The organism is Paenibacillus sp. FSL M7-1455, assembly GCF_038004655.1.
GTDB classification, from domain to species: domain Bacteria; phylum Bacillota; class Bacilli; order Paenibacillales; family Paenibacillaceae; genus Paenibacillus_AQ; species Paenibacillus_AQ cookii.
Window position 1 is genome coordinate 1,280,891 of record NZ_JBBORO010000001.1, and the last position, 15,010, is coordinate 1,295,900.

A 15,010-nucleotide genomic window follows, 5' to 3' on the forward strand; every position below is an offset into this window, starting at 1 on the left:
ATGCAATTCCCTTTATATGAAGAATTCAGATTTTAATCTCTCCCCAAAACCGTCTTAACCAGGTGATCCGCCCGGCGGGTCGTTTCCGGCAGACGGTAGCGGGGAGAAAGCTTTAAAATCCACTCGCGGGCGGATGCGAGCGATATGCGATGCCCGACGGACACGAAAATAGGTTTAACCCCTTCCTGGGTCCTCAGCACGCTTCCGATTTCCTCGCCATGATCCACTAAGGAAGAATAGGATCCCCGTTTCAAATCCGGTTCCGCATACTCGCCAATAAGTCTCGTTTTGCCGCATCCGATCGTAGGGAGTTCCAAAAGGACGCCCAAATGGCTGGCTAATCCAAACCGTCTCGGATGGGCGACGCCTTGGCCATCGCAGACGACCAGCTGGGGCGTCATCTTTATTTTCTCAAACGCTTTGATGACCGGGGGAAGCTCCCGAAATGAAAACAAGCCCGGGATATAAGGAAAAGCGGCGGTGTCCTCGACGGTGGCCGATTCGACGAGCTCGAGCGAGCCTGCATCCAAAATCACCACGGCCGCGACAAGATTGCCGCTATGCTTGCTGTAGGCGACGTCCACCCCGGCGACATATTCAACCGATGAAAAAGAGTCTTCCTGAATCACTTTTTGCGCCAGATCCCGCTGCAGCGCAGCGGCTTCGGATTCGTCCAATTGCCATGAGTGCCGCATCCGTAGTTCCATAAACTTGCCTCCATTTGTTTGCATGAAAAATAATAAAACCAACTTGGAAATCATTTGTATACAGGTGTGGAATCATTGTATCCGCATGGGACCGTTTTTGTAAACCGCGATGGATTCCCGCCATGATTGGAAAACGGCCCGTCTTCCGAGTTTCTTTGGACAAACGTGGAATAATATATATGATTATCGTCCGAAAACTTCATGACAAAGGAAGATGACAGATGGATGGATATTCCTGTTCCGAAACCATGCAGGTTTCGATTGAGTGGATCGGGGAGACGGATGCGGCAAGGGCGGATGTGGACGCGTTTATCGTATTGGTTTCGCCGCAAGGCGCCCAGGACGGCAGCATGCGTCAGGCATGGAACTCGCTGCTGCTGCCGCTGATGGAACGGCATTTGTTCCAGGGAGCGCCCTTTCAGACCTATGCCGTGCCGCTGCAGGGCCGGGGAGAATCCCGGACGGTCATTTTCGTCGGAGCCGGCGAGCGGCCGCTGACGTCGGAGGAGTTAAGGGTGGCGGCGGCCCAAGCGGCAAAGGCGGCATTAAAAATGAGGGTCAAAACGCTGGCCTGGGAGTTGAGCGCGCCTCTGGTCGCTTTTACGGCGGAGCAAAACGCCGCGGCCGCGGCTCAGGCGCTGACCGAGGGGATGATTCTCGGCGCGTATCGCCAGCGGCAATATAAGCAAAACGCCTCTGCTTATACCGGAATCGAGCAGCTTTTATTTTTGCGCAAAGGATCGGTTTCGGCGGCTGAAAAGGCGGAATGGGAGCAGGGCATCCGGCGGGGGGTGGCTTATGCCGAATCGACTTGCCTCGCCAGGGATTTGACCAATCTGCCCGGGAATATGCTCGTGCCGGAGGGGTTGGCTGAAGCCGCGTTAAACGTTGCCGCCAAACACGGCTTCGAGTCTGCCGTCCTGGACGAACGGCAGCTGGCGGAGCTGGGGATGGGCGGACTGCTTGCCGTCGGGCAGGGCAGCGTGCATCCGCCGCGGCTCATTATGATCAGGTACCAGGGCAGGGACAAATGGGACGACGTGATCGGGCTGGTGGGCAAAGGCATCACGTTTGATACCGGCGGCATTTCGCTGAAAAGGCGGGCCGGGATGGAGGAAATGATCAGCGATATGGGCGGGGCGGCCGCGGTTCTGGGCGTCATGAACGCGCTCGGGACGTTAAGGCCCGCGGTCAACGTCGTGATGGTGATTCCCGCAGCCGAAAATATGCCGGGCGGAGGCGCCTTTAAACCGGGGGACGTCATCCGGAGCTACAGCGGCCGGACGATCGAAGTTTTAAACACCGATGCGGAAGGCCGCGTCGTGCTGGCGGACGGGATGGCTTACGCACGGGAGTTGGGGGCTTCGAAACTCATCGATGTCGCCACGCTCACGGGGGCCGTGTTGACCGCTTTGGGGGACGTGGCGACCGGAGCCGTCGCCAATGACGACACGATGCTCGAGGAGTTCATCCTCGCTTCCAAACGTGCCGGAGAAAAGGTATGGCCGCTGCCTGCGTACAAGGAATTTTGGGATATGCTGAAAAGCGACGTGGCCGACATCAAAAACAGCACGGGCTCCAGGGGCGCGGCGATTACGGCCGGACTGTTCGTCGGGACTTTTGCCGAGGGGCTGCCTTGGATCCATTTGGACATCGCCGGAACGGCTTTTCTCGCCAAAGAGCGGGGCGTGAACCCGAAAGGGGCGACGGGGGCGATGGTTCGTAGCATGACCGAATGGATATTGGCGCAGGAGGCCAAAGAAAAATAACCATGAAGGCAAAAGCAGCTTTCGGAGTCGTCCGCACGGCTTCCGCGGCTGCTTTTTTATTGCGATTCGCAACGGATTGCAGGTGAGTAGCCCGTATTTTTGGTATTTTGCGTAAAAGCGTCCACGCTTTAATGAGAAAATGTCATATTCATCTTTACTTTTCGGCTGCCGTTCAAGTATGATGAAATAATAAATTTTACGCCGGAAGGAGAAGTTTTGGTTGAAGACGAACCCTTGCAAAATTGTGGATTGTACGATTCGTGACGGTGGACTGGTGAATAATTGGGATTTTAGCGTTGAATTTGTGCAAAATCTGTACGCCGGGCTGAATGAGGCGGGCGTTGATTATATGGAAATCGGCTATAAAAACTCCCCCAAACTGCTGAAGGGCGCCGATCAGGCGGGCCCATGGCGTTTTTTGAACGATGATTTCCTGCGCGAGGTCATTCCCCAAAAAGGAAAAACGAAATTATCCGCGCTGGTGGATATCGGGCGGGTGGACGTGGACGACATTCTTCCGCGCTCCGAAAGCATGCTCGACCTGATCCGCGTCGCCTGCTACATCAAGGACGTGGATAAAGCGCTCGATCTCATCCAAACTTTCCATGACCGCGGATACGAAACGACGTTAAATATCATGGCATTGTCCAACGTCATGGAAAACGAGCTGGCTGAAGCTTTTGAGATGATCAAGGACAGCGCGGTGGACGTGGTGTACATCGTCGATTCCTACGGCAGCCTGGATCATAAGGACGTCAAATATTTGGTGGAAAAGTTTAAAACGAACCTGCCGAACAAACGTCTCGGCGTGCACACGCACAACAACATGCAGCTGGCGTTCTCCAATACGCTGATTGCCGCCGAGCTGGGCGTTGAACTGCTTGATGCATCCGTGTACGGCATGGGACGCGCGGCGGGCAACTGCCCGACGGAGCTGCTCGTGACGCATTTGAAAAACACGCATTATAATCTTCGTCCGGTCCTGGATATTATCGAACGCTACATGATCCCTCTGCGCGAAAAAGAGGAGTGGGGCTATCTGATCCCGTACATGATCACGGGCACGCTCGACGAGCATCCGCGATCCGCCATGGCGCAGCGCGCTTCGAAAGACAAGGACAAATACGTGGAGTTCTACGATAAGTTGACGACGCCCGAAGTCAATTTTGATAGCAAATAAAGCCGGAATACGATAAAAAGCTTGACCGCATCCGCTGCGGCCAAGCTTTTTTGATTGAGGAACGAGAGTTTTCGCGTAGGGCGGGCTATCTGATCGGAACGTATTCCCGTTCGCCCGTTTCGTGATTGTAATACACCTGATATTTGATTCCGTCCCGCGGGTCCACGAATATTTCGGAGGTCGGCGTAAATTTGCCGCTGAGAAGGTCGCTCCGGCTGGACTGTTCGTTTTTTCTGCGGTAACGGCGGTCGAAGAAGCGCCAACTGAGCCAAAGCAGGACAAGAAAGACGACGATTTGCAATCCGTAAATCATGACGACGGCCACGATCGCACCCATATGGATCCCGGCTAACCGATCGGCCTTGTTTTTACGACGGTGCCGTAGGCGACGATTTCGCTCATGTTGTTGCCGATGTCACCGCTGTCGAAACGCATCATGATAATGGCGTTGCCGCCCATGGCATGGGCATTTTGCACCAGCCGGTCGATCGCCTGAAGGCGCGCGTCTTCAATCATTTGCGTATATTGCTTGACTTCGCCGCCGACTAGCCCTTTCAGGGAAGCCATAATATCGCCGCCGATTCCCCGCGCCCGCACCACCACGCCAAACGTCGTTCCAAGCACTTCGATGACTTCATGGTTATGTATATTTTCCGTAGTCGTAATGATCATTTCGCATTCACTCCTTCATCGTTATAATTCATATTACGGATAAAACGCAAAAAAGATTCAGACCGAAGACCGCATTTTCTGTCGAAGATTGCCAAAGCGCGTAAAATATTATCTGGTATCAGCAGGAATAAGGTCAGATACGTGGAATTATTTAACACGAATCCATCTTCATATCTTTATTACCCGGGGGTCAGATGGCTTTATGCGTCCAAGAAGAGTTGAGGAAATAAGAACGGTGAAAACGGCCCTGTGGGGAATATTGATGTTTGCCGCCGTCCTGCTTGCGGAATCGTTGTATCCGCTGCCGGGATTGGATCCCCGCGTATTTCAAACGGCATATATTTTGCTGGGCAGCTGCTGCACAGCCGCAAGCTTTGCCATCTTTTCGCAGGGATGGCTTTTGTTCTCCCATAAATTGTCGCGGTACCGGCTGTATACGGCGGCTTTATTCTTATGCGTGGCCGTGCTGGACCTGCTGCAAATGCTGAGCCTGATGGGCATGCCGCTGATCGGCTCCGCCATGAACGACAACGACGCCCTTTGGTTGTCTTTGATTTCCAGGCTGCTGCTCACGGCAGGCATATTTTGCATTTATTCGTTAAAAGATTTTATGGTCAACGTCGCTCATAAAAGCTTCGTGCTTACCGTCACCATGGTCGCTACGGCCGCCGCGGCGGCGGCGTTCATCGCGTGGGGCCGCATGCTGCCGCCGCTGCTCGTCGACGGGGGAATGGGCCCGGCGGTCAAGTACGCCGTGTTTTTTACCGCGCTGACGGCGCTGGGCGGCATCGCTTCAATCGTTTACCGAGGCAGAAAAGAGCGGGCCCCTTCGCTGCTGATCATCATCCGGGCGCTGATTTACACCGCGATCGGCCAAGGGATGATTTTGTCCGCAGGCAGCATGTACGAAATCAACTATTTGCTGGGAAGCTTGGGGGGCGCGGTGTCTTATTACCTGATGCTAAAAGGCGTATACCGGCTGACGATCGAAGACCCTTTCCGCGAACAGCAGCGAATGGAAGCCAAAATGAATTATTTGGCTTTTCATGACGATCTGACGGGGCTCCCGAACAAGCGGAGGTTAACCGAACGTCTGGACAAGGTGATGAAGGCCAGGGACAACGGTACGACCGGAGTCGTCGTGTTTAACATTAACCGTTTCAAAAACATCAACGATTCGCTGGGGCACCAGGCGGGTGACCGGCTGCTGCAGCAGGTGGGCGACCGTTTGAAGCGGAATACCCTTCCGAAGGAGGAGGTATTCAGCATGGGCGGAGACGAGTTTGCGTTGATCATGCCGGAGCTTGGCGACGTGGAATCCGCAATCAAGCGAATCCGAGGTTTGATGCAGCTGTTTGAGGAGCCGCTGACGATCGATGACGGCGATTATCATATTACGTTATGCGCGGGATTGGCCTTATATCCGGAGGACGGGGATACGGCGGAGCAGCTGATTCAGAACGCGGACACGGCGGTGCACCACGCGAAGGATTACGGGATCGATGTACGGCATTTCGTGCCGTCCATGCAGCGGAAGGCGAAGGAAAGATTGAAGCTTGAAAACGATTTGCGCAAGGCGCTGGAACGCCGCGAGTTTTACCTCGAGTACCAGCCGCTCGTCTCCTTGGAAAACTGCGAGATCGTCGGCATGGAGGCTTTGCTGCGGTGGAGGCATCCGAAACGCGGCAACGTTTCGCCGCAGGAATTCATTCCGCTGGCCGAAGAAAGCGGCCTGATCGTTCAACTTGGCGAGTGGGTTCTCCGGACCGCCTGCAAACAAAACAAAACGTGGCAGGATGCGGGCTACAAGCCGATTTGCGTGTCGATCAACCTGTCCATGCGCCAATTCCTTCAGCCGCATCTGGCGGATCGGATCGGACAGATTTTGCAGGAAATCGGCCTGGAACCCAAATACGTCGAGCTGGAAATTACGGAAAGCATGACCTTTGATAAAGAGACGGCTTTTGAACAGCTGCGGAGGCTGAAGGAGCTCGGCGTGTTCATCAGCATCGACGATTTCGGGACGGGCTACAGCTCCTTGCATTATTTAAAAAGCATGCCGATCGACCGGCTGAAAATCGACCGTTCTTTTGTCAACGAGGTGATGAGCGATCATAACGACGCGGCGATCGTGTCCACCATTACCTCCATGGCCCATCATTTGCAGCTGAAAGTGACGGCCGAAGGCGTGGAGAACGAGGAACAGCTTCATTTCCTAAGAGAGCAGCGCTGCCACGAAGGGCAGGGGTACTACTTCAGCAAGCCGGTGCCGCCGGCGGATTTCGAGAAGACGTTTTTGCTTCATTAGCACATACATAACATGTTTTGAACAAAAAAAGAGTTGCATATCCCGCGGACTCATGGTATATTATTTCTTGTCTTCAATATCTGAAGACGTGAGTAACCGCGGGACGTAGCTCAGCTTGGTAGAGCACCTGGTTTGGGACCAGGGGGTCGCATGTTCGAATCGTGTCGTCCCGATATTCATTTTCGCGGGTGTAGTTCAATGGTAGAACTCCAGCCTTCCAAGCTGGTAGCGTGGGTTCGATTCCCATCACCCGCTCCAAATTCAGAAAAAACCAAAACACCAATAGGTGTTTTTTTATTTGGAACGGTTGTGGGGAAGAGAACCCACGCGCGTGGGTGCGACCGTCCGTGCAGGCTTCTTGGGAATGACCCGATCAGGACGGGCGTCAACATCTACCTCTGGGTGCGAGCCGAAGGCTCGCTATTCAATCGGGATGTTGAGTATTCCCATCACCTGCTCCATAAAACATAAGACGACGCCGAAGGCGTTTTTTTTGTTATATGGAGGTTTGTGGGGAAGGGAACCCACGCCAAAAAGCCGACGGATCTTAAATCCGCCGGCTTTTTTTATACCATCACCCTCGTATGGCCGAGAAAATGCATCGCCGCCGAAAAGCCCGCCCCGATCATCGTCGCCCGGCTGCCCAGCGCGGAAAAAGCGATTTCGAGCTGCTGCTTGTGGTAGGGCAGCGTCCGTTTGGCCACGACCTGCTGCATCGGCTCCTCCAGCCATTCCCGGGCTTCGGACAACGCCCCGCCGAGCACGATCAGCTCCGGGTTGAAGCCGTTGATCAGGTTCGTCAGGCCGATGCCCAAATAGTTGCCCATGACGCGGAACTGGCTGCGCGCAGCTTCATCGCCTTCGGCGGCATGGCGGACAAGCTCCCGGGTCTGATAGGCGGGGAGCTCGCTCGCCGCCAGGTCGTACGCCTTCTCCGAAGCGTACAGCTCCCAGCATCCGCGGCTGCCGCAGCTGCAGGGCATGCCTTCCGCTTCGATGCTCATATGCCCGGTTTCGCCGGCATATCCTCTTGAACCTTTGTACAGCTCCCCGCTGATGATGATCCCGGAACCGATCCCCGAACCGGCGCTGATATACAGCAAATGCCGCACATCCTGGCCCCGGCCGAAATGAAGCTCGCCGAGCGCTCCGCTGTTGGCTTCGTTGTCGATGATGACGGGAATGGCAAAATGCTCTTCAAGCATGCTGCGCAGATGGACCATCTCCCATCCCAGGTTGGGCGCAAACAGGACGACGCCGTCCTCGTCGACCATGCCGGGAACGCCGACGCCGATGCCGACCATGCCGTAGTGGGTCGGAGGAGCCTCGTCAATCAGCCCGGCGATCATCGTTTTCATTAGTTCGAACGTATAGGCCAAATCATGCCGGCGAAGGGGGACCTCCGTCTCCGACAGCACGCTCCCGTTCAAATCGCATAAAACCGCGGTCATCTGCTTCACGCGCAGCTCCATGCCGATCACGCACCCGGCCATCGCGTTAAAATGCAAAATGAGGGGTTTGCGTCCGCCGCTGGATTCGCCCGGCCCGGCTTCAAGCACCAGCTGCTCCTGCTGCAGCTCGGCCACCAAGTTCGATACGGTCGCTTTGTTCAGTCCCGTAATTTCCGAAATCCGCGCGCGCGACAGCTCGGGATGCTTCCGGATCGTATGCAGGATCAGCGACTTGTTTATTTTTTTGACGAGCGCCTGGTCGCCGGTCACGTTCATGTCAAAAACACATCCTTCAAGGAACCTTTCGATGTTTCGAAATACAACAATGTATGCGATTCATACCTAGAATCAGGCTTGCATTTCATCCGCGAAACGGAATCTCCGCCTGTCAAGACGGGGAGTCGTTTACGCCTGTATCCCCCTAGTCTAGTGTCTTCCTGGGCAAATTGCAATAGGATAAAAAAACTTAGTTTAACCAATATACAAAGTCGAAACTTTGTGTTAGGATGGTGTTGTAAAGGCTTTCGTCGATAAAAAATAGCAGAATAAATCATACGGTATCCAAGGAGGAACATGCGCAATGGCATATTTTGAAAACGTCGGAAAAATCAATTACGAGGGCAGCCGCTCGACCAACCCGTTTGCGTTCAAGTATTACAATCCGGAGGAAAAGGTTGCCGGCAAAACGATGGAAGAGCATCTGCGCTTCGCCATGGCTTATTGGCATACGTTGACCGCGGGCGGAACCGACCCGTTCGGCAGCGAAACCGCCGTCCGCGGCTGGGATCACCTCAGCGGCATGGACAAAGCGAAAGCCCGCGTGGAAGCCGCCTTTGAATTCATGGATAAAATGAACCTGCAGTACTTCTGCTTCCATGACGTCGACATCGCGCCGGAAGGCAGCAGCTTGAAGGAGTTTTTCAGCAACATCGACACCATCGTGGATTTGATCGAACAAGGCATGAAATCGTCCGGCAAAAAGCTGCTGTGGAACACGGCAAACATGTTCACGAATCCGCGTTACATGCACGGCGCAGGTTCGACCTGCAATGCCGACGTATATGCGTATGCTGCGGCCCAAATCAAAAAAGGCCTTGAGGTCGGCAAACGCCTAGGCGCCGAAAACTACGTGTTCTGGGGCGGCCGCGAAGGTTACGAAACGCTGCTGAACACCGACATGCAGCTGGAAATGGACAACATGGCCCGCCTGTTCTCCATGGCGGTGGATTACGCGAAGGAAATCGGCTTCGACGCCCAGTTCCTGATCGAACCGAAACCGAAAGAACCTACGAAACACCAATATGATTTCGATGCGGCGACCACGATTGCGTTCCTGCAAAAATACGGTCTCGACAAACATTTCAAACTGAACCTGGAAGCGAACCATGCGACGCTGGCCGGCCATACGTTCGAGCATGAGCTGCGCGTGGCGCGGATCAACGGCATGCTCGGCTCGCTGGACGCCAACCAAGGCGACATGCTGCTCGGTTGGGACACCGACGAATTCCCGGTCAACATCTACGACGCGACGCTGACCTTGTACGAAGTGCTCAAGAACGACGGCCTCGGCAAAGGCGGCATCAACTTCGACGCGAAAGTGCGCCGTCCGTCCTTTGAGCCGGAAGATCTGTTCCTGGCCCACATCGCGGGCATGGATACGTATGCCAAAGGGCTGAAAGTAGCCGCCAAACTGATCGAAGACCGCGTGTTCGACGACTTCATCGAAAAACGCTACAGCAGCTTCAAAGAAGGCGTCGGCGCCGAGATCGTTTCCGGCAAAGCGACGCTGGCATCCCTGTCCGAATATGCGCTGAACAACGAGCAGCCACGCAAAAACGAGTCCGGACGCCAGGAAATGCTGAAGTCCCTGCTGAATCAATACATTTTGGCGGAATAAACGGTACGCGAGCAATCATGCATGCGGCGGAGGTTGCCTGAAGAAGCATTCTTCGGCAGCCTCTTTTTTTATTTTTCATACAAGACTTTAGCCTTAAGGAGGCGCTATTGATGAAGTATGTAATCGGTATCGATATCGGAACCAGCGCGGTCAAATCCGTGCTTGTGTCGGAGGAAGGCCGGGTCGTTTGCGAACATGCGGAAAGTTATCCGCTGCATCGCCCGAATCCGGGCTGGAGCGAGCAAAATCCCGAGGACTGGGCGGAGCGCACCATCGCGAGCCTGCGCAAATTGATGGAGAAATCGCAGGTTGCGCCGTCCGACGTGGAGGGCATCAGTTTTTCGGGACAGATGCACGGACTGGTGCTGGTGGATGCGGAAGGCAAGCCGCTTCGTCCGGCCATCTTGTGGAATGACACGCGGACGACGCCGCAATGCCGCCGGATCGAGCAGACCCTTGGAACCCGGCTGCTGGACATCGCCCGCAACCGGGCTTTGGAAGGTTTTACGCTTCCGAAATTATTGTGGGTGCAGGAACATGAACCGGAAATTCTGTCCCGAGCGTCGCTTTTCCTGCTGCCGAAGGATTACGTCAGATATTGCCTGACGGGCGGCTTTGCGATGGATTATTCGGACGCGGCCGGCACGCTGCTGCTGGACGTGGCAGGCAAAACATGGAGCGCGGACATCGCACAAGCGTTTGATCTGCCCCTGTCGCTTTGTCCGAAGCTGGCGGAATCCTCCGGGCTGACGGGCACGCTGCTGCCGGACGTGGCGGAAGCTGCGGGGCTGCTGCCGGCGACCAAAGTGTTTGCGGGCGGGGCGGACAATGCGTGCGGAGCGATCGGCGCCGGCATTTTGGGCGAAGGCAAAACGATGTGCAGCATCGGCACGTCGGGCGTGGTTCTTTCCTATGAAAGCCGCAAGGACGTGAATCCGCAAGGCAAAATGCATTTTTTCAACCACGGGGAAGAGGACGCTTTTTACGTCATGGGCGTTACTTTGGCGGCGGGGCATAGCCTCTCCTGGTTCAAACAAACGTTTGCGAAAGAGTCCTCCTTCGACGAGCTGCTGGAGGGGATCGAAGACGTTCCGGCGGGAAGCGGCGGACTGCTGTTTACGCCATATATTTCCGGGGAACGCACGCCCCATCCGGATGCGGACATCCGCGGCAGCTTCATCGGGATGGATTCGGGCCATACGCTGAAGCATTTTGCGCGTGCCGTCCTGGAAGGCATCACGTTTTCGCTGCGCGAGTCGATCGACCTCATCCGCGAGTCCGGCAGAGAGATTGCCGAGGTGACCGCGATCGGCGGCGGGGCCCAAAACGAAACATGGCTGCAGATGCAGGCCGATATTTTTAATGCCGACATCGTGAAGCTGGAAAGCGAGCAGGGACCTGCCATGGGCGCCGCGATGCTGGCCGCGTACGGCTGCGGATGGTTTCCGTCCCTTGAAGCGTGCGCGAAACAGTTCATCCGTCCGGCTGAAGTCTTTTCCCCGAATCCCGAGCAGGTGAAGCGGTATGACGGTTTGTTTTCGGTATACCGGGACGTCTACGGCCAAACCCGGGAATTGAACGAAAGGCTTGCGGCCTACCGCCAATAGGATATAAAGTTTAAAAGAGAGAGGGACTGTCATCCGCCGGGATGGGGTCCGGCAAAGACAGCCGTGGGGGAATAGACATGTGGCACCGGTTCGTAACGTTATTAAACGACATCAAAATTCGGAATAAACTGCTGCTGTCTTTCCTGCTTGCGGCGCTGCTGCCCGTTTTGCTGGTCGGGGGATACCTCACGGCCGAAATGAGGCAAATGGCGTTCAATAACGCGATGGAGCAGGCTTCGACGAACGTCGACCGGATCAAAAAAAGAACGGAGGAGGTCATCCGCGTCTCGCTGGACATCTCTTACCGGCTATCCAATGACGCCAGGCTCAAAAAGCTGGCCAACCGGCATTATGAAAGCGTATACGACGTGGTCGAGGCCTACAGGGACTATCCCGACATGCGGGAATATTTAAGGCTCTACAAAGAAATTTCGAACATCAGGCTGTATACCGACAACGCCACGCTGCTGAACAACTGGGAGCTCATCAACGCCTCGGACGATATTAAGGCCAGCGACTGGTACCGGCATGCGCTTGATCATGAAAGCCTGGTCAGCTGGCGGTATATCGAGGATGAACGCGACCATAAAAAATATTTAAGCCTGGTGCGGACGATCGAGCTCGAAAGCCTGAAAAAATACGGCGTGCTGGTGCTGAACGTCAATGCCAACATGCTGAATTCGATTTTGAGCCAGGAAACGTTCGACACGATGATCGTGGACGATCAGGACAACATCGTTGCGGCGAACCGCGGCGACTGGAAAAACAAGAAGCTGACCGACCTGTCGCTGGACCGGAACATGATGACGCAGCGCAGCGGCAAGTTCGAGGCGACGCTTAACGGCATTCCTTCGAAAGTGCTGATCGATGAGGTCAAACCGGCTTCCAGCGAAAACGGGATCCGGATCATTTCCGTGTTTTCGATCGGCAGCATCGTGAAGGAACCGAACAAAATCATCAGGCTCGCGCTGACGGTCATCGTCATCAGCATCGTTCTGGCCTTCCTGCTGATCTACAGCGTGTCCTCCCTGTTCTCCCGGCGGATGCTGCGGCTCAGCAGGCATATTACCCGGGTCGGGCTCGGGGATTTCGATACGACGCTGCAAATCGACGGCAAGGATGAAATCGGACTGTTGTCCAGGCAGTTCAATTCCATGGTGCGCAACATTCACGACCTGATGGAGGAAGTGACGCAGTCCAATGAACGGAACCGGCTGCTGGAGCAAAAACAGAGCGAAATCCGCTTTAAAATGCTGGCAAGCCAAATTAATCCCCATTTTCTGTTCAATGCGCTGGAATCGATCCGGATGGAGGCCCATATGAAAGGCCAGACGGAAATTGCCAGAATCGTGCGGCTGCTCGGCAAAATGATGCGCAACAACCTCGAGGCCGGCAACAGCAAAATCCCGCTGAAGCAGGAGCTGGAGATGGTCAGCTGTTATCTGGAAATCCAGCGGTTCCGGTATGAGGACCGGCTGCGTTACGAATTTCACGTCGATCCGGCATTGGAAGCGCTGTACGTGCCTCCGCTCATTATCCAGCCTCTCGTCGAAAACGCCGTCGTGCATGGCCTCGACAACAACGCGGAAGGGGCATCCGTCAAAGTCGCGATTTTGCGCGAAGGAAATGCGGCCATGTTCACGATTACGGATAATGGCATCGGCATCCCGGAAGAGAGGATGGATAAAATCATGCAGACGCTGGAAGACGCGGAGGAAAGGGAAGGCGAGCGGATCGGGCTGCGAAACGTGCATGTCAGGTTGAAGCTGACGTACGGGGAGTCCTGCGGATTGTCCATTCGAAGCAAGCCCGGCTGCGGTACGGCCATTTCCTTTGCCATTCCGCTCGAGGGGGGAATGATAGATGCTTAAAGTGATGATCGTCGACGACGAACCGAAGCTCCGCGAAGGCCTGCGAATGCTGATTCCTTGGGAAGAACATGGATATCAGGTGGCGGATACGGCGGCGAACGGGCAGGAGGCGCTCGAAAAATACGAGGTCCATCAGCCGGAGCTGATTCTGGCGGACATCCGGATGCCCGGCATGGACGGATTGGAGCTCATTTCGGAGCTGCGGGGCCGGGGGGCGGAAAGCCATGTGCTGATTTTGAGCGGTTATGCCGATTTCGAATACGCGAAGCGGGCGATTTCGTACCGCGTCGACGGATATCTGCTTAAACCGGTGGATGAGGAAGAATTGGTTTCTTATCTCGGGCAGATCCGGGAGGCGATCGAAAAAGAGCGGCAGTACAGCCTGCGGACCCGGGAGGAACCGGCCCGCGGCAGGGAGGCGGTGCTGAAGGAGCTGCTGCTGCCGGATCCATCCGAACTCGGCGGCGAACGGCTGAAACGGCTGGCCGCTTCGCTTCAACTCCCGGAAGGGCCGTGCGAAGTCGTCTTGCTGCGGCTCGGACCGGCGCCGTCCGTGACGGAGGAGGTTTACTCCCGTGTCCGCCAGGCATTGGAGGAGGCCGTCCGGCAAAGCGGAGCGGGCCTATGTTTTCATCTTCCCCCGCATTTGGGAATCCTTCTTACGAAACCGCCGGCAAGCCGGGAGGATGACCGGGAGCTGCATCGGATGATTGCGGAGCGGGTATCCGCGGAGGGCCTGACGTTCAGCGCGGCGGCCGGAGGAAAGGCCGCGGGGCCGGAAGAAGCGTATATATCCTTGTCGGCGGCAATCGAGGCGTTGAAGTTCAGTTTTTTCTTCGAAGGGGACACGCTGATTCGGGAGGAAGCGGCGGCAGGCTGGAGCGGCTTTCAGGCCGAAGAGCTGCCGGACTTCGATCCGGACGAGGCCGAACACCGGCTGCTGCTTGTTTTGGAAACCGGAAATACCGCCAAGCTGGAGCCGCTTGTCGAAGCGATCTGCCGCCGCATGGCAGCGGACGGGATGGATGAGCTGAAGCTGAAGGAGAACCTGATCCGGCTAGCGGGGAGCGTGCTGGCGCGGCTGGAGTCGTCCCACCCGGACATGCGCGCCTTTTGGACGGAGCACGGGGTCCCGGTCGGCGCGTTTTATGCATGCGGCCGGATCGGCGAGCTGATGGCTTCGGCGCACGCGTATTTGCGGGAAATTTCCGAACGGATGCGCAGCGAAAGCCGCGGGAACGAAATCCAAAGAATGATCGAACTGATCGAACGGCGCTACAACGAGAACTTGAAGCTCGAAACGCTGGCGGAGCTGTTTAATTACAACAGCGCTTACCTCGGAAAAATGTTCAAAAATACGACGGGCGAATATTTTAACACGTTTTTGGATAAGGTCCGCGTCGAAAAAGCCAAGGCTTTCCTGGACCAGGGCATGAAGGTGTACGAGGTCGCCGAAAAAGTGGGTTACATGAATCCGGATTATTTTAATATGAAATTCCGCAAATATGTCGGGGTGTCTCCAACCTCTTACCGCAAGGGAAAATGACG

General features: G+C 55.5%; 11 protein-coding genes and 2 tRNA genes. 9 read left to right on the forward strand and 4 right to left on the reverse strand.

Going from position 1 to position 15,010, the window contains the following annotated elements:
- Positions 1 to 32: 32 nt before the first annotated feature.
- Positions 33 to 707 (reverse strand): deoxyribonuclease V, encoded by a 675-nt coding sequence (gene nfi / locus NYE48_RS06050; RefSeq protein WP_212949111.1) that lies wholly within the window; start codon positions 705 to 707, stop codon positions 33 to 35.
- 221 nt (positions 708 to 928) lie between these two features.
- On the opposite strand from nfi, the gene NYE48_RS06055 reads away from it, so the two are divergent.
- Both NYE48_RS06055 and NYE48_RS06060 read left to right on the forward strand, forming a co-directional pair.
- Positions 929 to 2,476 carry a leucyl aminopeptidase gene (locus tag NYE48_RS06055; RefSeq protein WP_340997495.1) on the forward strand — a complete coding sequence of 516 codons (1,548 nt, stop codon included), beginning with the start codon at positions 929 to 931 and terminating at the stop codon, positions 2,474 to 2,476.
- Positions 2,477 to 2,696: 220 nt separating this feature from the next.
- Positions 2,697 to 3,656 (forward strand): aldolase catalytic domain-containing protein, encoded by a 960-nt coding sequence (locus tag NYE48_RS06060; RefSeq protein WP_036708511.1) that lies wholly within the window; start codon positions 2,697 to 2,699, stop codon positions 3,654 to 3,656.
- An 85-nt stretch (positions 3,657 to 3,741) separates the two neighbouring features.
- On the opposite strand, the gene NYE48_RS06065 is transcribed toward NYE48_RS06060, so the two are convergent.
- Positions 3,742 to 3,993: a hypothetical protein gene (locus NYE48_RS06065; protein ID WP_036708513.1), complete on the reverse strand. Its 252-nt coding sequence runs from the start codon at positions 3,991 to 3,993 to the stop codon at positions 3,742 to 3,744.
- Positions 3,994 to 4,004: 11 nt separating this feature from the next.
- Positions 4,005 to 4,328, reverse strand: a complete 324-nt coding sequence (locus NYE48_RS06070) for a YbjQ family protein (RefSeq protein ID WP_340997496.1) — start codon at positions 4,326 to 4,328, stop codon at positions 4,005 to 4,007.
- 235 nt (positions 4,329 to 4,563) lie between these two features.
- On the opposite strand from NYE48_RS06070, the gene NYE48_RS06075 reads away from it, so the two are divergent.
- The 3 genes from NYE48_RS06075 to NYE48_RS06085 all read left to right on the forward strand — a co-directional run bounded on the left by NYE48_RS06075 (position 4,564) and on the right by NYE48_RS06085 (position 6,894).
- Entirely contained in the window at positions 4,564 to 6,636 is a 2,073-nt protein-coding gene (locus NYE48_RS06075) for a putative bifunctional diguanylate cyclase/phosphodiesterase (protein ID WP_246536801.1), read from the forward strand.
- Positions 6,637 to 6,735: 99 nt separating this feature from the next.
- Positions 6,736 to 6,809 (forward strand) — tRNA-Pro (locus NYE48_RS06080).
- An 11-nt stretch (positions 6,810 to 6,820) separates the two neighbouring features.
- Positions 6,821 to 6,894: transfer RNA gene (locus NYE48_RS06085), tRNA-Gly, on the forward strand.
- A gap of 308 nt (positions 6,895 to 7,202) precedes the next feature.
- Here NYE48_RS06085 and NYE48_RS06090 read toward each other — a convergent pair.
- Positions 7,203 to 8,363: an ROK family transcriptional regulator gene (locus NYE48_RS06090; protein WP_340997498.1), complete on the reverse strand. Its 1,161-nt coding sequence runs from the start codon at positions 8,361 to 8,363 to the stop codon at positions 7,203 to 7,205.
- Positions 8,364 to 8,667: 304 nt separating this feature from the next.
- Between NYE48_RS06090 and xylA the strand changes: the two genes are divergently transcribed.
- From xylA to NYE48_RS06110, 4 genes are all read left to right on the forward strand, one after another.
- The gene (xylA, locus tag NYE48_RS06095) at positions 8,668 to 9,984 is read left to right on the forward strand and encodes a xylose isomerase (protein ID WP_339321950.1); all 1,317 of its coding nucleotides are present in this window, start codon (positions 8,668 to 8,670) and stop codon (positions 9,982 to 9,984) included.
- 110 nt (positions 9,985 to 10,094) lie between these two features.
- Complete coding sequence (gene xylB, locus NYE48_RS06100) at positions 10,095 to 11,591, forward strand: xylulokinase (protein ID WP_340997500.1); 1,497 nt, start codon at positions 10,095 to 10,097, stop codon at positions 11,589 to 11,591.
- Between the two features lie 77 nt (positions 11,592 to 11,668).
- Positions 11,669 to 13,462 carry a sensor histidine kinase gene (locus tag NYE48_RS06105; protein WP_340997502.1) on the forward strand — a complete coding sequence of 598 codons (1,794 nt, stop codon included), beginning with the start codon at positions 11,669 to 11,671 and terminating at the stop codon, positions 13,460 to 13,462.
- Positions 13,455 to 15,008 (forward strand): response regulator transcription factor, encoded by a 1,554-nt coding sequence (locus tag NYE48_RS06110; protein WP_340997504.1) that lies wholly within the window; start codon positions 13,455 to 13,457, stop codon positions 15,006 to 15,008. Before NYE48_RS06105 ends, NYE48_RS06110 begins: the two co-directional genes overlap by 8 nt.
- Positions 15,009 to 15,010 lie beyond the last annotated feature (2 nt).